Source organism: Paraburkholderia silvatlantica, from assembly GCF_003096715.1.
GTDB lineage: Bacteria > Pseudomonadota > Gammaproteobacteria > Burkholderiales > Burkholderiaceae > Paraburkholderia > Paraburkholderia silvatlantica.
On sequence record NZ_QEOL01000011.1, the window covers coordinates 30,554 to 51,566 of the forward strand.

Annotated in this window: 14 protein-coding genes; 2 read left to right on the forward strand and 12 right to left on the reverse strand. The window is 65.0% G+C overall.

Annotated elements, in window-relative coordinates; genetic code table 11:
- Window positions 1–33: 33 nt before the first annotated feature.
- The 11 genes from C7411_RS16185 to hrcA form a co-directional block, all read right to left on the reverse strand.
- Window positions 34–717, reverse strand: a complete 684-nt coding sequence (locus C7411_RS16185) for a YoaK family protein (protein ID WP_110385279.1) — start codon at window positions 715–717, stop codon at window positions 34–36.
- Entirely contained in the window at window positions 717–1,910 is a 1,194-nt protein-coding gene (gene yfdE / locus C7411_RS16190) for a CoA:oxalate CoA-transferase (RefSeq protein ID WP_110385280.1), read from the reverse strand. The genes C7411_RS16185 and yfdE overlap by 1 nt, the downstream gene beginning before the upstream one ends.
- A gap of 84 nt (window positions 1,911–1,994) precedes the next feature.
- Complete coding sequence (gene oxc / locus C7411_RS16195) at window positions 1,995–3,707, reverse strand: oxalyl-CoA decarboxylase (protein ID WP_110385281.1); 1,713 nt, start codon at window positions 3,705–3,707, stop codon at window positions 1,995–1,997.
- A gap of 46 nt (window positions 3,708–3,753) precedes the next feature.
- Complete coding sequence (gene frc, locus C7411_RS16200) at window positions 3,754–5,004, reverse strand: formyl-CoA transferase (protein ID WP_110385282.1); 1,251 nt, start codon at window positions 5,002–5,004, stop codon at window positions 3,754–3,756.
- Window positions 5,005–5,341: 337 nt separating this feature from the next.
- The gene (pabB, locus tag C7411_RS16205; protein ID WP_110385283.1) at window positions 5,342–7,273 is read right to left on the reverse strand and encodes an aminodeoxychorismate synthase component I; all 1,932 of its coding nucleotides are present in this window, start codon (window positions 7,271–7,273) and stop codon (window positions 5,342–5,344) included.
- 53 nt (window positions 7,274–7,326) lie between these two features.
- Entirely contained in the window at window positions 7,327–8,460 is a 1,134-nt protein-coding gene (gene dnaJ, locus C7411_RS16210) for a molecular chaperone DnaJ (RefSeq protein WP_110385284.1), read from the reverse strand.
- 294 nt (window positions 8,461–8,754) lie between these two features.
- Complete coding sequence (gene dnaK, locus C7411_RS16215) at window positions 8,755–10,707, reverse strand: molecular chaperone DnaK (protein ID WP_110385285.1); 1,953 nt, start codon at window positions 10,705–10,707, stop codon at window positions 8,755–8,757.
- Between the two features lie 251 nt (window positions 10,708–10,958).
- Complete coding sequence (grpE, locus tag C7411_RS16220; protein ID WP_110385414.1) at window positions 10,959–11,546, reverse strand: nucleotide exchange factor GrpE; 588 nt, start codon at window positions 11,544–11,546, stop codon at window positions 10,959–10,961.
- A gap of 551 nt (window positions 11,547–12,097) precedes the next feature.
- Entirely contained in the window at window positions 12,098–12,505 is a 408-nt protein-coding gene (locus tag C7411_RS16225; RefSeq protein ID WP_110385286.1) for an RNA-binding S4 domain-containing protein, read from the reverse strand.
- 32 nt (window positions 12,506–12,537) lie between these two features.
- Window positions 12,538–13,605, reverse strand: a complete 1,068-nt coding sequence (gene hemH / locus C7411_RS16230; RefSeq protein ID WP_110385287.1) for a ferrochelatase — start codon at window positions 13,603–13,605, stop codon at window positions 12,538–12,540.
- A gap of 209 nt (window positions 13,606–13,814) precedes the next feature.
- On the reverse strand, window positions 13,815–14,834 hold the full coding sequence (hrcA, locus tag C7411_RS16235) for a heat-inducible transcriptional repressor HrcA (RefSeq protein ID WP_110385288.1): 1,020 nt from the start codon (window positions 14,832–14,834) through the stop codon (window positions 13,815–13,817).
- A gap of 323 nt (window positions 14,835–15,157) precedes the next feature.
- Here hrcA and C7411_RS16240 point away from each other — a divergent pair, with 323 nt between their 5' ends.
- Together C7411_RS16240 and recN are read left to right on the forward strand one after the other, a co-directional pair.
- Window positions 15,158–16,069: an NAD kinase gene (locus tag C7411_RS16240; protein WP_028202022.1), complete on the forward strand. Its 912-nt coding sequence runs from the start codon at window positions 15,158–15,160 to the stop codon at window positions 16,067–16,069.
- Between the two features lie 127 nt (window positions 16,070–16,196).
- Window positions 16,197–17,876, forward strand: a complete 1,680-nt coding sequence (recN, locus tag C7411_RS16245; protein WP_110385289.1) for a DNA repair protein RecN — start codon at window positions 16,197–16,199, stop codon at window positions 17,874–17,876.
- Between the two features lie 84 nt (window positions 17,877–17,960).
- Here recN and glnE read toward each other — a convergent pair whose 3' ends face one another.
- Window positions 17,961–20,780, reverse strand: coding sequence for a bifunctional [glutamate--ammonia ligase]-adenylyl-L-tyrosine phosphorylase/[glutamate--ammonia-ligase] adenylyltransferase (glnE, locus tag C7411_RS16250; RefSeq protein WP_110385415.1), 2,820 nt, complete (start codon window positions 20,778–20,780; stop codon window positions 17,961–17,963).
- Window positions 20,781–21,013 lie beyond the last annotated feature (233 nt).

Consider the following 21,013-nt stretch of genomic DNA (forward strand, 5'->3'; position numbering starts at 1 on the left):
TAAACATCTGATGGCTCGATCGCGCTGGGAGGGTCAACGGTCCGGTAGCCGGATCAGATCGAGCGTGACAAAGACCAGTATCAGTGCAGGGATGATAAGCGGCTCCGACACGAGACCTGCCACGATGGCCCCTACTGCGGCCGAGAGGCTATAGGTCAGCCACGCCAAGCCAGGTAGAAGCACGTCCGCCAGTGAAGGACGTTTCTCCTTCGTTTCTCTGCCACCGAAATAACGACCGATGAACGTGTCGGAAAACTTCACCATGTTGTTGGTCACGACCAGCGTCTGCAGGGAGACGGCGCCGAAGCGGCTGATGGTCTCCCCCTGCATCCCGAGCGCCAGTGCCAGAATCGGGAGCTCAACCGGCACCCGCAACGCGGGATATCCGCGCACGACACCGGCTATGACGAGCAGCACGGCCATGATGCACAGTTCGAGTGGCGGCCGCTTCAGGTGACGCCGGATCAGGCTCGCGATCATGCAGCCGATAAAGAACGCACCGATGGCAAACGCAAGCAGCGCAAAACGGGACCATGCCTGCTGCGCCAGGCTCCAGCCCAGTTGCACGGTGTTGCCCGTCATGATGGCAGGATAGATCCCACCCGCGTCCTTGTACCCGATCACCTCCACGAAACCGCAAACGGTGGTGAGCGCGACAACACGCCGTACATTGACGCGCAGCGGGAGTGCGGCCGGAGGCGCGACAGCCATGTCCATCAGGATCCTTCCTGCGCTGAAGAACTGGCGCCGTCTGTTTTGAACTCGGCGCGTAAGGCCGTGCCGTGCTGGTCCAGCGCTGGCGCACCGGGCCGCACCGACGGATCGGCGTAGCTGCTGAGCTTGATAGGGTTGCCTGGCATTTTCACACCGCCAGCTTCGATCACCATGTTGCGTGCGGCCGTCTGCGGGAGCGCGGCCGCCTCGGCGATGTCGAGCAGCGGTCCCACCGGCACACCTGCCTCATGGATCACCTGCAGCCAGTGGGCCGCATCCTCTGCGCGCAATGTTACTTCGAGCGCTTCCTTGAGCGCGGCGGCATGTTCCATGCGATGGTGATTGTCTGAGAAGCGTGCGTCTGTGATGAGTTCCGGCCGACCGATCGCGTTGCAGAGTTTCAGGAAGAGCGAGTCATTGCCCGCACAGATCACGAACTGCCTGTCCCGTGCCTCATAAATGTCGAACGGAGCCATGTAAGGATGGCGGTTGCCTATGCGCCCAGGCGCCTTCCCGGTCGCGACATAGGACATGAACCCATGCTCCAGGAACGCAAGCGTCGCGTCGAACATGGCAACATCGATATGCGCACCCTTGCCCGTCTTCTCGCGATCGTAAAGAGCGCTTGCAATACCGCTGAACATGAAAATTCCACCGCACAGATCAGAAAGCGATGTCCCGACGCGGGTCGGCGGACCGTCCGGAAAACCGGTCGCATCGATGATGCCACTCATGGCCTGGACGATCGTGTCGTAGGCAGGGTATGTGGCCATCGGCCCGGTCTGGCCGAAGCCCGAAGACGACGCATAGATCAGTCGCGGATTGATTCGCGACAGCTCCTCATAAGAGAACCCGAGTCGTTGCATCGTCCCGGGGCGATAGTTCTCCGCGAGCACATCAGCCTTGCGCACCATGTTCAGGAATATCTCACGGTCGCCTTCCGCTTTCAGATCCAGGACAATACTTTCCTTACCCCGGTTCACAAAGCTGAAATAAAGTGACTGGTCGTCCACGAAAGGGCCAAGGAGCCGAGTATCGTCACCATGACCGGGCTGCTCGACCTTGATCACTCGCGCACCCAGATCGGTCAGGATGTTGGTACCGAAGGGGCCGTTGAGCACGTGTGTGAGATCGATGACGAGCACATCGGAGAACGGGCCGTCCGGGCGGGTCTTTGCGGCTGACGAAGCATCCATTGTTTTTCTCATCACGATTTGATGTGACTGGCAGCCGGCCACAGAGGGACGCAGCGCACCCAAGCGATATGAGCTCGCACCATCCTACTTCGTCGCTGCGAGCGCGCTTTTCGGATTGAGGTTTTTCAGGTGCCCGCTTTCCGTGCCTGCATGTGGATCGATCACGCAGTTGATCAGCGCCGGTGCCTTTGCGTCCATAGCACTCGACAGCGCCGCAGTCAGCTCCTCCGGGCGAGTCACGTGATAGCCCCTTGCGCCGAAAGCTTCGATTAACCTGTCATAGCGGGCCGAGCCCATCAGGACCGTCGGCCCCGGGTCAGCACCGCCGCTGCGATTGACATCATCGCCGTGGTAGATGCCACCGTTATTGAACACCACGATGATGATCGGCAGGCGGTAACGGCAGATGGTTTCGATCTCCATACCGCTGAATCCGAATGCACTGTCTCCCTCAACTGCCACGACGGGCTGGCCGCTGGTCACCGCCGCGCCAATGGCATATCCCATGCCGATGCCCATTACGCCCCATGTGCCTGCGTCGAGCCGCCGGCGGGGCAGCTTCATGTCGATGATATTGCGTGCGAAGTCCAGTGTGTTTGCACCTTCATTCACCAGATAGACGTCCGGATGGTTCGCCAGAACGTCGCGCACCGCGCGCAGGCCGCTCTGGAACGTCATCGGATCCGGACTGGCCAGCAGGTTCGTCGCCATCTTTTCTTCGTTATGCTTGCGGCGCTCCCCGATGGCTTCCGTCCACGCCTTTGGGGTGTGCACCGGCGTGGAAGGCAATGCAGCCCTGAACGCCGCCATCGCCGAGGCGATGTCACCGGCCACGGGCGCTGCAATGGCCCGGTTACTGTCGAACTCCGTGGGCTCGATGTCGATCTGGATCAGTTTCGCGTCCGCAGACCACTGCGGCGCCTTGCCATGCCCCAGCAGCCAGTTCAGGCGTGCACCGACGAGCATGACGACGTCTGCCTGCCCCAGCACAAAGGAACGCGCAGCCGCAGCGGACTGGGCATGGTCGTCGGGGAGAAGTCCCTTGGCCATCGACATCGGTAGATACGGGATACCGGTCTCTTCAAGAAACGCCCGGATGGCATCATCGGCCTGGGCATAGGCAGCGCCCTTGCCCAGGATCACGAGCGGTCGTTGCGCGTTCGCCAGAAGACCGAGCGCCCGGCCCACCGACTCATGCGACGGAACACGTACAGGTGCTGCGTCGACAACCTTGATGAGTGACGCTTGCGCGGCTGTAGCGTCGATTGTTGCCGCGAGCGAAGCGGCCGTGAGATCCAGATAAACGCCGCCGGGTCGCCCTGAGACGGCTGCCCTGATTGCCCGGGCCACACCGATCCCGATGTCTTCGGGCCTGTTGATGCGGAACGCCGCTTTGGCGAAAGGCTTCGCGGCGTTCATCTGGTCAAGCTCTTCGTAGTCGCCCTGCTGCAGGTCGATGATGGCGCGATCACTGGACCCGCTGATCTGGATCATCGGAAAGCCGTTCGTCGTCGCATTGGCAAGCGCAACAAGCCCGTTGAGAAATCCCGGCGCCGACACAGTGAGGCACACGCCGGGCCATTGCTTGAGATAGCCCGAGATCGCTGCTGCATTGCCCGCTGACTGTTCGTGGCGAAAGCCCAGGTAGCGGATCCCCTCAGCCTGGGCAAGGCGCGCGAGATCCGTGATGGGAATTCCGGCAACGCCGTAAATGGTATCGATGCCGTTGAGTTTCAGCGCCTGGACCACGAGATGGAAACCATCCGTCAGTTCGGCCTGCGCAGGAGTATCTGCCATGTTGAATCCCCGTTCTGGTCAGTAGGTGGCTCGCTGCAAAAGAAAATCAGATCACTTTCTTTTCCCTGAGATCTGCGATCTGCTCCTTCGAGTAGCCCAGCTCCGTCAGAACTTCCTCATTGTGCTCGCCCAGCAGCGGTGACGCGGTGATGGTCGGTGTAAAAGCCGAAAACTTGGGCGGGCATCCCACCGTGTAATACGTTCCCCGCTCCTTGTGCTCGACGGCCACGATCGAGCCGTTGGCACGCAGCGATTCGTCATGCAGCAACTCTTTGGTCGTCAGCACGGGCCCGCACGGGATCTCGTACTTGCGCATGATTTCGACGACCTCGTGCTTGTCCTTGTCGATCGTCCAGGCCTCGACGGCCGCATAGACGTCAAACAGGTGCGGGATGCGTGCCTCGGGCGTCGCGAACTTTGGATCAGTGATCCATTCCGGCTTTCCAATCACATTGCATACATTCTCCCAACCCCAAGGCTGAAAGATCACGTAGACGTAATCGTTGGGATCGGTCTTCCAGTTCTTGCACTTGAGCATCCAGCCGGGAACGCCAGAGCCCGACGCATTCTCGCCTCGCGGGACTGTGTCGCCAAAGGGCTTGTGCGGATATTGCGGGTATTCGGTCAGCTCACCGTTACGCTCCAGCCGCTGCTGGTCGCGGATCTTGACGCGACACAGGTTCAGTACGGCGTCCTGCATCGACATGTAGACCTTCTGGCCTTCACCCGTCTTCTCGCGATGGAGCAACGCCGCAAGAAGACCGATCAGCAGGTGCATGCCTGTATTGGAGTCCCCCAGCGCGGCGCCCGACATGAGCGGCGAGCCTTCGACCAGGCCAGTCGTCGAGGCCGCCCCGCCAGCTGCCTGTGCAATATCCTCGTAGGTTTTCAGATCACCGTACGGCGAGTTTTCGGGAAAGCCCTTCACGGTCCCGTAGATCAGGCGCGGATTCAACTGGTGCACGTGATCCCAGCCAAAACCCATGCGCTCGAGCGCCCCTGGTGCGAAGTTTTCAACGAGGATGTCTGCCTGCTTGAGCAGTTTGGTCAGGATTTCCTTGCCTTCGGGCGTCTTGGTATTGAGCTCCAGCGAACGCTTGTTCGAGTTGAGCATCGTGAAGTACAGGCCATCCTTGTCAGGGATGTCACGCAGTTGCTGACGGGTCACGTCGCCCTTTCCAGGGAGTTCGATTTTCAGGACGTCAGCCCCGAACCACGCGAGCATCTGAGTACAGGCCGGCCCCGCCTGTACTCCTGTGAAATCGATAACCTTGATACCACTAAGTGGAAGTTCCATCGCTCAACCTTCGAAGTGTAAGAACACATTCGTTAATTAAGCGCCTTTTGAAAAGCAAAAGCATTGATCCAAATCAAAATCTGACCGCATCGCTACCCGTCGTTCGCGGATCACATTACGAGCTATTACCGTCCACCGTACGATTTGGAATGTTGTACAGGGGTAGGAAACGGCGATCGCCGTCCCCTCCCTCCGAACCCGGTGTGCGGTTTTCCGGCGACGGGCTCTCCAGTCAGTTGATTCCACATCGGGATTGGCGCGCCAATCGAAGGGCCTCGGACATCGTGAACAGCCCAAGATCAGTGAAGTAGGAATTTTGTCTCATCATACGGCCGCGTCATCGAATCAGGCGTGCCGGCACCGCGCCGCGCAGCGCGTTCGTCAGCATCAGGGCTTCGGCACCCTGCACGTCGTCGCGCGTGAGCACGCGCTCCTGTGCGCCGAACGCTTCGTCGTCGAGCAGCACGCCGCGCATCACGCCCGGCAGCACGCCCGAGGCGAGCGGCGGCGTGTACCACCTGCCGTCGAGCCTCACGAACACGTTCGAGCGGCCGCCTTCGGTCAACTCGCCGCGCTCGTTGAAGAACAGCATGTCGAAGGCGCCCCGTGCTTCGGCCTCGCGCCATGCGCGATCGAATTCGGCGCGGCGCGTCGTCTTGCGCAGCAACAGCGCGTCGGCGGATTCGACCGGCGCAAAGCCGTGATCCGGCGCAAGCAGCACGCCCACGGTGTCGTGCGCGAGCGCCGCGAGCGGCGCGCTCGCGAGTGTAGCCGCCCCGCTCTTGCCGAGCGCGAGGCGCACCCGGTGTGGCGCGTGATCGCTTGCAATCGCGTTTGCAATCGCGCCTCCAATCGCGTCCGCAAACGTGGCGCAGGTTTCGTCGATGCGCGCCCGCAACGCCTGAACGTCGCACGGGAAGCCGAGCCACGCCGCACTCGCGGCGAGCCGCGCGAGGTGACGCTCCACGTGGCGCACGCCGCCGGCGCGCGTCGCGTACATCGTTTCGAAGCATTCGATGCCGGGGTCGGCATCGGTCAGAAAGCGGGCTTTCAAGCGGCACTCCTCGTATTCGTCGGCGGCCACGCTGTCGAGCACGATGCCCGCGCCGACGCCCATCTCGCCGCGCCGCGTGGCGCCTGCGCCCCTCGCGGGCGCATCGAGTGTCAACGTGCGGATCACGACCGAGAGGCAAAAGTCGCCGCAAGCCTCGCCCTCCGAGGGCGCGTCGAGCCAGCCTATCGTACCCGTGTAAAGCCCGCGCGGCGCGTGCTCGAGCGCTTCGATCAGCTCCATCGTCCGGTGCTTGGGCGCACCCGTGATCGAGCCGCACGGAAAGAGCGCGCGCATGGCGTCGGCGAATGTCGTGCCTTCGCGCAGCGTCGCCTCGACGGTCGAGGTCATCTGCCAGACGGATGCGTAGGGCTCCACGCTGAAGAGCGCCGGTACGCGAACCGAGCCTGTCTTCGCGACGCGCGAGAGGTCGTTGCGCAGCAAGTCGACGATCATCACGTTTTCGGCGCGGTTCTTCGGATCGTTCGCGAGAAAACGCGCGGCGGCGGCGTCCTGCTCCCCATCGGCGCCACGCGCGGCCGTGCCCTTCATGGGTTTCGCGCGCAACGTCTTGCCGCGCTTCTCCACGAACAGCTCCGGCGAGCACGAGAGCACCCAGCGATCGCCCGGCAACGCGACCAGCGCGCCGTAACGCACGCGCTGACGCTCGCGCAAGCGCCTGTAAAGCGCGAGCGGCGAACCGTACGCCTCGAAGCCGAGCCGGTAGGTGTAGTTGATCTGATATGAGTCGCCCGCGCGCAAGGCGTCCCGCACGGCGGCGATGTCCTGCTCGAAGCGCTCGCGGTCAACGCCGGTCGTCACGCCCGCCACGCCTGCTGGCGCAGGCGCTTCATTGCCCTCCTGCGCCGCGAGCCATGCATCGGCCTCTGCGCGCGAGAGCTTTGCGCAGCGTTCGAACAATAAAAAACGCAGCGCGGCGGGGCCGTGCTGCGTTTCGATGGATGAGGACGCGTCGCGCCTTGCGAATTCGAGCGTGCGCCCGAACTCGTAGTCGCCGGTCACGAGGGCGTGAAGTCCCTTGCCCAGTTCGGCGTTCACCTGTGCGCACACCGCGTCGAGATCCGCCGCGCGCTGGCATGCAAGCTCGCGCACGAACCCCGTATAAAGGCGGCTCGAGCGGCTAAGCGCCGTCGAGTCGCCGTCGTCGAGCAGCGCGAAAGCCGCATCACCCACCGCGCCGCCGGAATTGACTGCCATTACGATCACTACCTGCTACTTGTCTTGCTGCATGGTGACGCCGGAAACGCGCATCAGTCGAAGAAGCTCTTCACGCGGTCGAACCAGCTCTTGCTTTGCGGGCTGTGGCGCGAACCGCCTTCCACGAGCGACTTTTCGAACTGCTGGAGCATCTCGCGCTGGTGTTCGGTGAGCTTGACCGGCGTTTCCACCTGGACGTGCACGTACAGATCGCCGGCGATGCTCGAACGCAGGCCCTTGATGCCCTTGCCGCGCAGACGGAACGTCTTGCCCGACTGCGTGCCTTCGGGCACCGTGAAACTCGCGCGGCCCGCCAGCGTCGGCACTTCGATCTCGCCGCCCAGCGCCGCCGTGGTGAACGGAATCGGCATCTGGCAGTGCAGGTCGTCGCCGTCGCGCTCGAACACCGCGTGCTGCTTGATGTGGATCTCGACGTACAGATCGCCTGACGGCCCGCCGTTGATGCCAGGCTCGCCGTTGCCGGCCGAGCGAATGCGCATGCCGTCGTCGATGCCCGCCGGAATCTTCACTTCGAGCGTCTTGGTCTCCTTCACCTTGCCTGCGCCGTGGCAGTTCGTGCAGGGTTCAGGAATGTACGAGCCGGTGCCGTGGCACTTCGGGCAGGTTTGCTGGATGCTGAAGAAGCCTTGCGACATGCGCACCGAACCCGAACCATGGCAGGTCGGGCAGGTTTCGGGCTTCGTGCCGGGCTTCGCGCCCGAGCCGTGACACACTTCACAGCCGCTCCAGCCCGGCACGCGGATTTGCGTCTCGTAACCGTGCGCCGCCTGCTCCAGCGTGATTTCCATGCTGTAACGCAGGTCCGCGCCGCGATACACCTGCGGGCCGCCGCGCGGGCCGCCGCGGCCACCCGCGGCCTGGCCGAAGATATCGCCGAAGATGTCGCCGAAAGCGTCCGCGAAACCGCCGAAGCCCTGCGCGCCCGCGCCGCCCATGTTGGGATCGACACCGGCGTGGCCGTACTGGTCGTAAGCAGCGCGCTTTTGCGAGTCCGACAGCATTTCATAGGCCTCTTTGGCCTCCTTGAAATGCTCTTCCGCATCCTTGTTGTCCGGATTGCGGTCGGGGTGATACTTCATCGCGAGCTTGCGATATGCCTTCTTGATTTCGTCGTCGCTCGCGTTCTTCGCGACGCCCAGAACCTCGTAGTAATCCCGTTTCGCCATATCGGTTCAACGCCGGCCTCGCGCTTCACGGCGCGCGCCGGCTCCTCTTGAATGCTGGATCTCGTGACCCGTTTGCCGCTCCCTCGAACATCCGCACAGGCGTTTCTCACGCCGCGGCGGCCCCTGAAAGAGAACGGCCTCCATAAAACAAATGTGCCCGGAGAGCCGGATGGCTCGCCAGGCGCTGCAATGCTGACACGCATCGTAACCGATGCGGCCGCCTTCGTAGCCGCTTTGACCGGATCACGACCGTGCGCTGATCAGGCAGAACGGTCGTGACCGCCACGAACCGGCTTAGTCCTTCTTGACTTCCTTGAACTCGGCGTCGACCACGTCGTCCGCGTTGTCCTGCGCGCCCTGCTCGGCAGCACCTGCGGCACCCGCGCCGGCTGCACCCGCCGCGCCTGCCTGCTGGGCCTGCATGTCGGCGTACATCTTTTCGCCGAGCTTCTGCGACGCTGCCGACAGCGCCTCGACCTTCGCCTCGATCGTCGCCTTGTCGGCCGACGAGCTCTTCAGCGTTTCCTCGAGGTCCTTCAGCGCGGCTTCGATCTTTTCCTTTTCGGAAGCGTCGATCTTGTCGCCGTACTCGGCCACGGCCTTCTTCGTGCTGTGAACCAGTGCGTCGCCCTGGTTGCGCGCGTCGGCCAGCTCACGCAGACGGTGATCTTCTTCCGCGTTCGCTTCGGCGTCCTTCACCATCTTCTCGATTTCGGCTTCCGACAGACCCGAGTTCGCCTTGATGGTGATCTTGTTTTCCTTGCCGGTGGCCTTGTCCTTCGCGCCCACGTGCAGAATGCCGTTCGCATCGATGTCGAAGGTCACTTCGATCTGCGGCACGCCGCGCGGTGCGGGCGGAATGCCTTCGAGGTTGAACTCGCCCAGCAGCTTGTTGCCCGCCGCCATTTCGCGTTCGCCCTGGAACACCTTGATCGTCACGGCCGACTGGCTGTCGTCCGCCGTCGAGTAGACCTGTGCGTGCTTGGTCGGGATGGTGGTGTTCTTGTTGATCATCTTCGTCATCACGCCGCCGAGCGTCTCGATACCGAGCGAGAGCGGGGTCACGTCGAGGAGCAGCACGTCCTTGCGGTCGCCCGACAGCACCTGGCCCTGGATCGCGGCGCCAACGGCCACGGCTTCGTCCGGGTTCACGTCGCGGCGCGGATCCTTGCCGAAGAACTCCTTCACCTTTTCCTGCACCTTCGGCATACGCGTCTGGCCGCCGACGAGAATCACGTCGTCGATGTCGCCGACCTTCACGCCTGCGTCCTTGATCGCCACGCGGCACGGCTCGATGGTGCGCTCGATCAGGTCTTCGACCAGCGCTTCCAGCTTGGCGCGCGTGATCTTCAGGTTCAAGTGCTTCGGACCCGATGCGTCCGCCGTGATGTACGGCAGGTTGATTTCGGTCTGCTGGCCCGACGACAGCTCGATCTTGGCCTTTTCAGCGGCTTCCTTCAGGCGTTGCAGCGCGAGCACGTCCTTCGAGAGGTCGACGCCCTGCTCCTTCTTGAACTCGCCGATGATGTAATCGATGATGCGCTGGTCGAAGTCTTCGCCGCCGAGGAACGTGTCGCCGTTGGTCGAGAGCACTTCGAACTGCATTTCGCCGTCCACATCCGCGATTTCGATGATCGAGATGTCGAACGTGCCGCCGCCGAGGTCGAACACGGCGATCTTGCGGTCGCCCTTTTCGGCCTTGTCCAGACCGAACGCGAGCGCGGCTGCCGTCGGCTCGTTGATGATGCGCTTGACTTCCAGACCGGCGATGCGGCCTGCGTCCTTGGTGGCCTGACGCTGGCTGTCGTTGAAGTAGGCGGGAACCGTGATCACGGCTTCCGTGACGGGCTCGCCGAGGTAGTCTTCAGCGGTCTTCTTCATCTTGCGCAGCACTTCGGCCGAAACCTGCGAAGGCGCGAGCTTCGTGCCATGCGCTTCGACCCATGCGTCGCCGTTGTCGTGCTTGACGATCTTGTAGGGCATCAGACCGATGTCCTTTTGCACTTCCTTCTCTTCGAAGCGGCGGCCGATCAGGCGCTTGACGGCGTACAGCGTGTTCTTCGGGTTGGTGACCGACTGGCGCTTGGCCGGTGCGCCGACCAGCACTTCGTTGTCGTCCATGTAGGCGATGATCGACGGCGTCGTACGGGCGCCTTCCGAGTTCTCGATCACCTTGACCTGATTGCCTTCCATCAGCGCCACGCACGAGTTGGTGGTGCCGAGGTCGATACCGATGATTTTGCCCATTTTTGTCAAATCTCCAGAATTTGGTCGCTGTGCGGACGCCGCTTTCGCGCTGCGCAGGTCAGCTTGCTCGAGCCGCGTTTTCCCTTGTGCGCGGCTGGCGTCCACTTCAATACGGAACTGCTGCCCAAATGAGTGCCGCTACGGCGATTTCAAGGGGTTTAGGCTATGCGTTCCATCATTTTTTTCAATCGCAGGGCCTTTTGGGATTTTCCTTTGGGTTCCTTCAGGCCACCGCGCTCCTTACATCTTTCTTACTTCGGTGCCGAAACGGTCACGAGCGCCGGACGCAGCACGCGGTCGGCGATCACATAGCCCTTTTGCAGCACGCTGACCACCGTGTTCGCTTCCTGCCCGGACGGCACCATCGAGATGGCCTGGTGACGGTGCGGGTCGAACTTCTCCCCCACGGGGTTGATGGCGAGGACCTTGCCCTTCTCGAGCGCGCCGGTCAGTTGCCGCAGCGTGAGCTCGACGCCTTCGTTGACCTTGGCGAGGTCGTCCGAGTTATGGGCGAGTGCGGCTTCGAGGCTGTCCATCACCGGCAGCAGATGCTCGGCGAAGTTTTCGATCGCGAACTTGTGCGCCTTGGCGACGTCTTCCTGCGCGCGGCGGCGCACGTTCTCGGTCTCGGCCTTGGCGCGGACGAAAGCGTCCTGCAATTCGGCGATTTTCGCCTGGGCTTCGGCCAGTGCGGCCTCGGCAAGCGCCGCAGCGTTCTGGTCCACGCCGCCTTGGGCTGCCTGCCCGGCCGCTTCAGCCGGCTGGGGCTGGGCTGCCTGCGACGCCTCGTCCGCGGGCGTGGTGTTCTGGCTCGTCGGGTTCTCTTGCGTGTTTTCCATGTCGCTGAACGTCGTTGAATAGTGAAAAAAGGGGACAAAGCTTCGGGCGCCCTTGCGCGCCCCGCTCTGCTGCGCCGGCGAGCGTTGTGCCAACGCGACAGAGGCTTCGTACATTGCGACAGCACTTGGGTGCCGGATCGCTTGTTTCAAGGGGCTCCCGCGGCTTTTTTATGCAGACATCCGGACCGCGAAATCGCTCGTTACAACCATTACTGCAGCGCCGCAAAAATGAAATTGAGTAAGGGACATCCCTGACCTACACTCAGGAACAGGTGCTGCTCATGGCGCGTTTACCCTGAGCCCGGCACCGCACCGAACGGGCCTGCGGTCAGCACATTTTTCAGCGGCATCGCCGCACATAAAGACGCTGACCGGGCCCCGAAACTGGCCGTTTTGCTGCAATCCCAAGGGGAGTACCGTGAAACTGACCTTTGCCATATCGGTGGTCGCGCTGGTACTCATCGCCGGAACTACGACCATCTGCATGTCGGGCGCCGTGAACGAAAACACGACGGAATACGGGGGCGTGCACGCCACGATGGAAGCGCTCTTCAACCCTCACGCGAAAATTTGTCGATAGTGCGGCGGTCGCGCTTGGTCGGCCTGCCCTGCAACACGGCAGCCGGTTCGCGAAAGAGCCGGCGCCGGTCCTGCTCCGCCGCGCGTCTCTGGCGCCCGGCTTCGGTTTCCGCATAGAGCGTCTGCGCGATGCTGGCGGGTCCGCGCACCTCGCAAATGCCCAGCACCTGCACCTCCCACACCACGTGATCGATCTCGATTTCGACGAGGTCGCCCACGCGCACGTCCTTCGACGCCTTCACGGCGTCGCCGCCAATGCGCACGCGCCCCTTGCCCACGGCGTCGGAGGCTAGCGAGCGCGTCTTGAAGAAGCGCGCGGCCCATAGCCATTTGTCGATGCGCAGCCGCGCGCCAGGTTCAGTCGAAATCTTGTAGTTCATCAGAAGCTTTCCGGATCGCCCAGTTCGCTGGGTCAGGCCACTGCGCCAGCCGGCGCCGGAGCCTGCACGGGCCAGCCCTGCAGGTGCTGCGCAACGATCTCGCCTAGTGCCGAGATCCATGCCGGCGAGGCATTCAGGCACGCAATGCGGTGAAATTCCTTGCCGCCGCCGTGCAGGAATTCGTCACGCACTTCCATGCCGATTTCCTCGATGGTCTCGAGGCAGTCCGCCGTGAAACCGGGGCAGAACACATCCGCACGGCGCACGCCGCCCGCGCCCAGCTCCCGCAGCGTGGGCGCCGTGTACGGCTGGAGCCACTGCGCCCGCCCAAAGCGCGACTGGAAGGTCACCCGGCATTCGACCGGCGTCAGCTCCAGCGCGTGCATGAGGAGCGCGGCCGTTTGCTGGCATTGGTCGTGGTACGGGTCGCCCAGATCGAGCGTACGGCTCGGCACGCCGTGAAAGCTCAGCACGAGCCGGTCACCCGCCGCGAAATCGGGTTTGCCGTGCGCATGCCAGTACTGGTGCACCTGGGCCGCGAGCGCCGCGATATACGCCGGATGGTCGTGATAGCCGCGCACCGTGCGGATTTCCGGCTGGTTGCGCATGCGGCGCAGCGCGGCGAAGGCCGCGTCGAACGCCGTGGCCGTGGTCGACGCCGAGTACTGCGGATACATCGGCATGAGCAGGATGCGTTCCGCGCCCGCCAGCTTGAGCTGGTTCAGCATCGCCGGGATGTCGGGCGTGCCGTAGCGCATCGCGTAATCGACGAGGACCGTGTAGTCGTTGATCTGCAGCAGATGGCGCAGGCCGTCGGTCTGCTTTTGCGTGTGCACGCGCAGCGGCGAACCCTCGGGCGTCCAGACCGCCGCGTACTTCCTTGCCGACGAGCGGCCGCGAAACGGCAGAATCAGCGCGCGCAGGATCACCTGCCAGACCGGCGCCGGAATCTCGACCACGCGTGCATCGGAGAGAAACTGCGCGAGATAGCGGCGCACAGCGCGCGGCGTGGGCGCGTCCGGCGTGCCCAGGTTGATGAGCAGCACGGCGACGCGATGCGCCGCGGCGGACTGCGAAGGCCGCTCCAGGTCGAAACGCATAGGCGATCAGTGGCGCCGCGCGAATGCGCAGCAACGGTTGCACGAAACAAGCATTATAGCGGGCGACCCTGGCGGGCCAAACCGGCCTCTGCGACGCGGCAACGCATCGCGCACTCATCGCGCGTTGGCCATTCGGCCGATGGCGCGCGGCACGCCTTTCGGGGATGATCGACGCAAAGGCTGGGGGCGCCCGCTGTGCGGCGCGGCGCTCAGTTCTGGCTGAGCGTGAGCGAGAGCAGGCGCGCGGTGATGTCGACGATCGGGATCACGCGGTTGTACGCCATGCGCGTGGGGCCGATCACGCCGAGCGTGCCCACGATCTTGCCGTTTACCTCGTAGGGAGCGGTCACCACGCTCATTTCCTCGATCGGCACGAGTTGCGACTCGCCGCCAATGAAAATCTGCACGCCCTGCGCGTGACTCGAGACGTCGAGCAGCTGCAGGAGGCTGGTTTTCTGGTCGAACACGTCGAATAGCTTGCGCAGGCGCGCCATGTCCGAGGAAAGGTCGGCCACTTCGAGCAGGTTGCGCTCGCCGGAAATGAGCACGGTGTCGCCGCTCTCGGGCTCTTCGGTGCTGGCGGTCACGGCCGCGTGCATGAGCGCGGTCATGTCGCCGCGCAGCGCGTCGATTTCCTCGCGCAGGCGGCGGCGCACCTCGTCGAACGACAGGCCCGCGAAGTGCGCGTTGATGTAATTCGAGGCTTCGATGAGCTCGGAAGGCGTGAAGTCGCGCTGCGTCGCCATGATGCGGTTCTGCACGTCGCCTTCGGGCGTCACGATGATGAGCAGGATGCGCTTGTCGGACAGGCGCATGAACTCGATCTGCTTGAATACGTGGCTGCGCCGGGGCGTCAGCACCACGCCCGCGAACTGCGAGAGGTTCGAGAGGACGCTGGCGGCGGCCGCCACCACTTTCTGCGGCTCGCCGGGGCGCAGCGTGGTCTTCACCGCGCGCGTGAGCGCGTCGTCGTCGGTACTGGGCTCGACGGTGAGCATGGTGTCGACGAACAGCCGGTAGCCGCGCGGCGTGGGCACACGCCCGGCCGAGGTATGCGGGCTGGACACGAGACCCAGCTCCTCGAGGTCCGACATGACGTTGCGGATCGTCGCCGGGCTCAGCTCCAGGCCGGAATAGCGCGACAGCGTGCGCGAGCCGACCGGCTGACCTTCGGCGATGTAGCGCTCGATCAGCGTCTTGAGGAGGGTTTGTGCGCGGGGGTCTAGCATGACTCAAAATTTTAGCCTAATGGCGCTTTGGCCGCGAGTGCGCCGCCAGGCCGGGCCCGGCGGCAGACGCGCAGCGCGGGCGGGCCTGGATCGGCCGCCGTCGCCGGCCGTATTGCAGGACACCGCGGCACGACACTGCGGCACGGCACTGCGGTATCGCACTGCAGCACGGCACTTCGGTACGTCACTTCGCCCGGTACATCGCGCGTTGTCATCGGCGTGTCACCGGCTTCGGGCTGAAAGGTGCGGCGCGCAAGGCCTGGCGGGCTGCGCCCGGCTTGCGCCAGGTTCTTTTCGCGACCTGACTATGGTGTAATGCCGGCATGCAGATCCAGAAGATCCAGAGCCAGTTCAAGACGGTTGCGCTCGTTGGGCGCAGCAATACGCCAGGCATTGCCGAGCCGCTGACAGCGCTCGCCCAGACGATTTCGAAGCGCGGCTTCGAGGTCGTGTTCGAAGCGCAAACCGCAGAGGAAATCGGCGCGCAAGGCTATCCCGCGCTGCAGCCTGCCGAAATCGGCGCGCGCGCGGACGTGGCCGTCGTGCTCGGCGGCGACGGCACGATGCTCGGCATCGGCCGCCAGCTCGCGCCCTACCGCACGCCGCTCATCGGCATCAACCACGGGCGGCTCGGTTTCATCACCGACATCGCGTTCTCCGAGATGCAGGAGGTCGTGCCGCAACTGCTCGCGGGTTCGTTCGAGCGCGAGGAGCGCTCGCTGCTGGAGTCGCGCATCACGCGTGACGGCGACCCGATCTACCACGCGCTCGCCTTCAACGACGTGGTCGTCAACCGTAGCGGCTTTTCGGGCATGGCCGAACTGCGCGTGAACGTGGATGGCCGCTTCATGTACAACCAGCGCTCCGACGGTTTGATCGTCGCAACGCCCACGGGCTCGACCGCCTACGCGCTCTCGTCGCAGGGGCCGATCCTGCATCCGCAGCTGCAAGGCATCGTGCTCGTGCCGATCGCGCCGCACGCGCTCTCGAACCGCCCCATCGTGCTGCCCGACGACTGCAAGGTGAGCATCCAGATCGTGGCGGGCCGCGACGTCAACGTGAACTTCGACATGCAGTCGTTCACCGCGCTGGAGCTGAACGACGTGATCGAGGTGCGCCGCTCGCGCCACACCGTGCCCTTCCTGCACCCGGTCGGCTACAGTTATTACCGCACGCTGCGCAAGAAGCTGCACTGGAACGAGCACCCCTCGCTGCAGGGCGATCCGGAGGACTAGGGCCACGTCTTCGCGTGAAGCGCGCGTCCGTTGCCACGCAGTTTCCACGCGGTAGCCACGCGGTTTCCACACAGCCAGCGGTCCCACGGTAATCAAGGGCAACCCAAAAAAAGCAGAACCAGACGCCATGCTTCGCCACCTCTCGATTCGCGACTTCGTGATCGTCGCCACGCTCGACCTCGAATTCGACAGCGGCTTCACCGTGTTTTCCGGCGAAACCGGCGCGGGCAAGTCGATCCTGATCGACGCCCTCGCCCTCACGCTCGGCGCGCGCGCCGACGCGAGTGTCGTGCGCACGGGCGAGAGCCGCGCCGACATCACCGCCGAGTTCGATGTGCCGGCGCATGCCGCGCTGTGGCTCGACGAGCAGGCGCTCACGAACGGCGACGGCGAGCACACGGTCATGATGCGTCGCGTGGTGGACAACGGCGGGCGCTCGCGTGCCTTCATCAACGGCACGCCCGCCACGCTCGCGCAACTGCGCGAGCTGGGCGAGATGCTCATGGACATCCACGGCCAGCACGCGCACCAGCTGCTCATGCGCCCCGACGCGCAGCGCGAACTGTTCGATACGCACGCCGGCCTCACGGATCTCGCCACCGCCGTCACGCGCGCGTGGCGCGAGGCGCGCGACGCACGTCTCGCGCTGCAAAGCGCCATGTCGCGCGACCGCGAACTGCAGCTCGAGCGCGAACGCCTGGCGTGGCAGCTCGCCGAGCTCGACAAGCTCGCGCCGCAGCCGGGCGAATGGGAAGAAGTGAACGCGGAGCACGTGCGGCTTTCGAACTCGGCTAACCTGATCGAAGGCGTACAAGGCGCGCTCGCGGCGCTATCCGAATCCGATGAGGCGATGCTCTCGCAGCTGAATTCGATCGTCTCGAAGCTGCGCTCTCTCGCCGAGGTCGATGCCGAACTCAACGATGCGCTCGCCGCGCTCGAACCGGCCGCGATCCAGATTCAGGAAGCGGCGTACTCGCTCTCGCATTACGCGCAACGTCTCGATCTCGATCCGCAACATCTCGCGCAGGTGGAACGGCGGCTCGACGCGCTGCATTCGACGGCGCGCAAGTTCCGCCTGGCGGCCGAGGCGCTTCCCGAGGAACACGCGGCACGCCGCCAGCAGCTCGCGGCGCTCGACGCCGCGTCCGATCTCGACGGCCTGCGCGCCGCGCAGCAGAAGGCGCAGGACGCCTATCTCGTGCAGGCGCGTCAGCTCTCGAAGGCGCGCGCCAGGGCGGCAAAGGCGCTCGGCGCGGCAGTCACGCAAGGCATGCAGGAACTGTCGATGGCGGGCGGCAGCTTCGAGGTCGCGCTCGTGGCGCTCGGCAGCAGCTCGACTGGCGAGCCGATCGGCAGCGCACATGGTCTGGAGCAGATCGAATTCCGCGTGGCGGGCCATGCCGGCGTGCCGCTGCGCCCGCTCGCGAAGATCGCCTCGGGCGGCGAACTCGCTCGCATCAGCCTCGCGCTCGCCGTGATCGCGAGCGCGGCGAGTCCCACGCCCACCCTGATCTTCGACGAAGTCGATACGGGCATTGGCGGGGGCGTCGCCGAAGTGGTGGGACGTTTGCTGCACCAGCTCGGGCGCGCGCGCCAGGTGCTGTGCGTCACGCACTTGCCGCAGGTCGCGGCGCGCGGCGACCATCACTTCCAGGTGGCGAAGTCCGGCGACGGCAACGGCGGCACGGTCTCGGCCGTCACGCCGCTAGACAGGGGCGGCCGCGTGGAAGAAGTCGCGCGCATGCTGGGCGGGCTGGAGATTACCGCGACGACGCGGCGCCACGCGAAAGAGATGCTGGCGGCCTGAGCGAGACTGCGCCTCGCGCATCGGGCGCATCAAGCGCACCGGGCACATCAAGCGCACCGGCCATCGACGCCTCGCGCTCGCGCGCTAAGCTTCCCCCCGCGCTCCGAACACGCGCTTCCACAGCGCCAGCACGGCCCCGCGCTCGCGCTCCACACGCGCCGGATCGACGCGCGCCTTCTCCATGCCGTCGAGCCGCAACTGGTGCTGCAGCTTGCGGTAAAGCCGGTACGCCGAGCCTATCGTCTCGGCCTCCTCCTCGCTCATGAGCCCGAAGCGCGACACTTCGCGCAGCAGCGCGATATTGCCCGTGTTGCGGATCAGCGCGGGGTCCTGTGCCGCGTGCAGCAGCACCCAGTACTGGACGAGAAACTCGATGTCCACCATGCCGCCGCGGTCGTGCTTGAGGTCGAAGAGTTCGGTGCGGTTCGGGTGGCCGTCTTCCACGCGCTGGCGCATCTCCACGATTTCCTTCGCGAGCGGTGCGGCGTCGCGCGGCGTGGTCAGCACCTGCACGCGGATCGCCTCGAACGCGCTGCCGATCGCCGCGTCCCCGGCCGAGAAGCGCGCGCGCGTGAGCGCCTGGTGCTCCCAGACCCACGCCGTGTTCGCCGCATCGCCTTCGCGCAGCTGGTAGCGGCGGAACGCGTCGAGGTCGGTCACGAGCAGGCCCGACTCGCCGTTCGGCCGCAAGCGCAGATCGACGTCGAACAGCGTGCCCGCGCCGGTGGCCGTGGTGAGCCATGTAATGAGGCGGCGCGCGAAGGTCGCGTAGATTTCCGAGGCGCGCTCGTCCTCGTCTTCGTACAGGAAGATGATGTCGAGGTCCGACGCGTAGCCCAGCTCCTTGCCGCCGAGCTTCCCATACGCGATCGCCGCGAAGCGCGGCACCTCGCGATGGCGCCTCGCGAACTGCTTCCAGACGGTCTCGATGGTCACGTCGAGCACGGCGTCGGCAAGCTCGGAGAGCCGGTCGCTCACGTGCTCCACCGAGAGCCGCCCCGCCAGGTCGTTGAGCAGGATGCGGAACACCTCGGCCTGATGCGCGTGGCGCAGCAGGTCCATCTGCTGCTCGACGTCGGCTGCCGCCGCGAGGCGCGCGCGCAGCAGGCGCGAGAACTCGGGCCAGTCGAAGGGCGACGCAACCGCCTCGTCGTCGAGCAGTTCGTCGAGCAGTTGCGGATGGCGGATCAAATAGCCCGCCGCCCAGCGCGAGCCGCCCAGTACCTTGAGCACGCGGTTGAGCGCATCCGGATATTCGCAGAGCAGCGCGAGATATGCGCCGCGCCTGATCACGGTTTCGAGCAGGTCGAACATGCGCGCGAGCGTGTCGCCGCGGCGCTCACGCGGCTCGAGCGTGCGCGCGGCTTCGAGCGCGCGCTGCGCGACGCTGTCGAAGCGCTCGCGGCTCTTCTCGGGCAGGCCCACGTAACGCGACGACTGCCAGAGTCCGCGCAGGCGCGCGAGCAGCGGCGCGGGGTCGTCGATGCCCAGCTCCGTGAGACGTTCGAGCAACGAGTCGCCGGCGCCCTCTTCCGTGAGCGCGCCGCTCCAGACCCATGCCGCCGCGCCGTCTTCGGACGCGCCGCAGCCGCCCTCGCCGCCCACCTTGTCGGAGAAGATCTGCACGAACTGGCGCTCGACGTTGTCGCGGTGGCCGTCGAGTGCCGTCATCAGCGCGGCGTAGTCGGCCAAGCCCATCGAGTTCGCGAGCGCCGCGCGCTCCCCGGCATCGACAGGCATGGCATGCGTTTGCGCGTCGTCGCGATACTGCAGGCGATGCTCGAGGTCGCGCAGAAAGTTGTAGGCGCGCGTGAGCTCGCCGCACACCTGCGGCGCGATCAGTCCGCGCGCGGCAGCGTAGCCGAGCACCGCGAGCGTCGGGCGCACGCGAAAGCCCGCATCCTGGCCGCCGCGAATGAGCTGGAACACCTGGGCGCTGAACTCGATCTCGCGAATCCCGCCGCGCCCGAGCTTGATGTCGTCGGCCTTGTCGGGGCGCATCATGGCGCGCCGCTGCGCTTCCTGGCGAATCTGCACGTGCAGCGAGCGGATCGCGCTGATCACGCCGAAGTCCAGATAGCGCCGGTAGACAAACGGCTTCACGAGCGAATCGAGCTGGCGTGCAAGACGCAGCGCGCTGTCGCTGTCGTCGCCGGAAACGAGCCGCCCCTTGATCCACGCATAGCGCTCCCACTCGCGGCCCTGCACGTAGAAGTACTCTTCGAGCATGCCGAGGCTGCACACGAGCGGCCCGGAGTCGCCGTTCGGGCGCAGGCGCATGTCCACGCGAAACACGAAGCCATCGGCCGTCACATCGCTCAAGGCGCCGATCAGGCGCTTGCCCACGCGCGTGAAGAAGTCCTGCGTGGCGATGGGCGGGCGCTGGCCGCCCGTGGTTTCGCCATCGTCCTCGTAGACGAAGATCAGGTCGATGTCGGACGAAACGTTCAGCTCGCGCCCGCCCAGCTTGCCCATGCCCACCACGCCGAGCGTGAGGCGCTCGCCGCCCGGGCCGCGCGGCTCGCCGAAGAGCGTCTCGAGGTCGGCGCTCACGCAGGCGAGCGCGCGCTGGATCGTGACTTCGGCGAGATCGGTCATGCTGCCGGTCACTTCGGGGACGTCGGCCACCCCGCCGAGGTCCCGCTCCATCACGGCGCAGATCACTTCCACGCGCAACTGGCGCAGGACCGTCTTCAACTGCTCGTCGTCGAGCGGCGCGCCAGGTGCGGCGTTTGCTGCAGCGAGCCGTTGCTCACTCAACGCGTCGAGCCGCGCGACGATGCGTTCGCGCGAGAGCGGCGCGGCTGCCAGCGCCTCGACCTGCGCCGCCAGGCCGGGGCGCGCGGCGTAAGCACGTGCTGCATAGCGGGAATAGCTGGAACTCAGAAGAGGGATGTCGGTCATGAAGTGCTGCTTGCCGGAAGGGCCCGCTGTTCGCTGTTGTTTCGCCGCGCGCGCCTGGGTTGATGACGTTGCCGGTATGACGATGACGATGCCGATACCGATGACTCGACCGCGAGGGTTCGCCCCGCGCCACGCATGCACCGCCCGCCGGCTCGCGCGGCCGGCCTCGCCGATGCGCCCGGCATAGCCGCCACTGCAGTGCAAGAAATCATGCGTGTCACGCGCCGCGCGGC

Bases quoted from the DNA above. Each gene is read 5' to 3' on its own strand.
- C7411_RS16185 (WP_110385279.1), bottom strand. From the start codon at position 717: ATGGACATGGCTGTCGCGCCTCCGGCCGCACTCCCGCTGCGCGTCAAT.
- yfdE (WP_110385280.1), bottom strand. From the start codon at position 1,910: ATGGATGCTTCGTCAGCCGCAAAGACCCGCCCGGACGGCCCGTTCTCC.
- oxc (WP_110385281.1), bottom strand. From the start codon at position 3,707: ATGGCAGATACTCCTGCGCAGGCCGAACTGACGGATGGTTTCCATCTC.
- frc (WP_110385282.1), bottom strand. From the start codon at position 5,004: ATGGAACTTCCACTTAGTGGTATCAAGGTTATCGATTTCACAGGAGTA.
- pabB (WP_110385283.1), bottom strand. From the start codon at position 7,273: ATGGCAGTCAATTCCGGCGGCGCGGTGGGTGATGCGGCTTTCGCGCTG.
- dnaJ (WP_110385284.1), bottom strand. From the start codon at position 8,460: ATGGCGAAACGGGATTACTACGAGGTTCTGGGCGTCGCGAAGAACGCG.
- dnaK (WP_110385285.1), bottom strand. From the start codon at position 10,707: ATGGGCAAAATCATCGGTATCGACCTCGGCACCACCAACTCGTGCGTG.
- grpE (WP_110385414.1), bottom strand. From the start codon at position 11,546: ATGGAAAACACGCAAGAGAACCCGACGAGCCAGAACACCACGCCCGCG.
- C7411_RS16225 (WP_110385286.1), bottom strand. From the start codon at position 12,505: ATGAACTACAAGATTTCGACTGAACCTGGCGCGCGGCTGCGCATCGAC.
- hemH (WP_110385287.1), bottom strand. From the start codon at position 13,605: ATGCGTTTCGACCTGGAGCGGCCTTCGCAGTCCGCCGCGGCGCATCGC.
- hrcA (WP_110385288.1), bottom strand. From the start codon at position 14,834: ATGCTAGACCCCCGCGCACAAACCCTCCTCAAGACGCTGATCGAGCGC.
- C7411_RS16240 (WP_028202022.1), top strand. From the start codon at position 15,158: ATGCAGATCCAGAAGATCCAGAGCCAGTTCAAGACGGTTGCGCTCGTT.
- recN (WP_110385289.1), top strand. From the start codon at position 16,197: ATGCTTCGCCACCTCTCGATTCGCGACTTCGTGATCGTCGCCACGCTC.
- glnE (WP_110385415.1), bottom strand. From the start codon at position 20,780: ATGACCGACATCCCTCTTCTGAGTTCCAGCTATTCCCGCTATGCAGCA.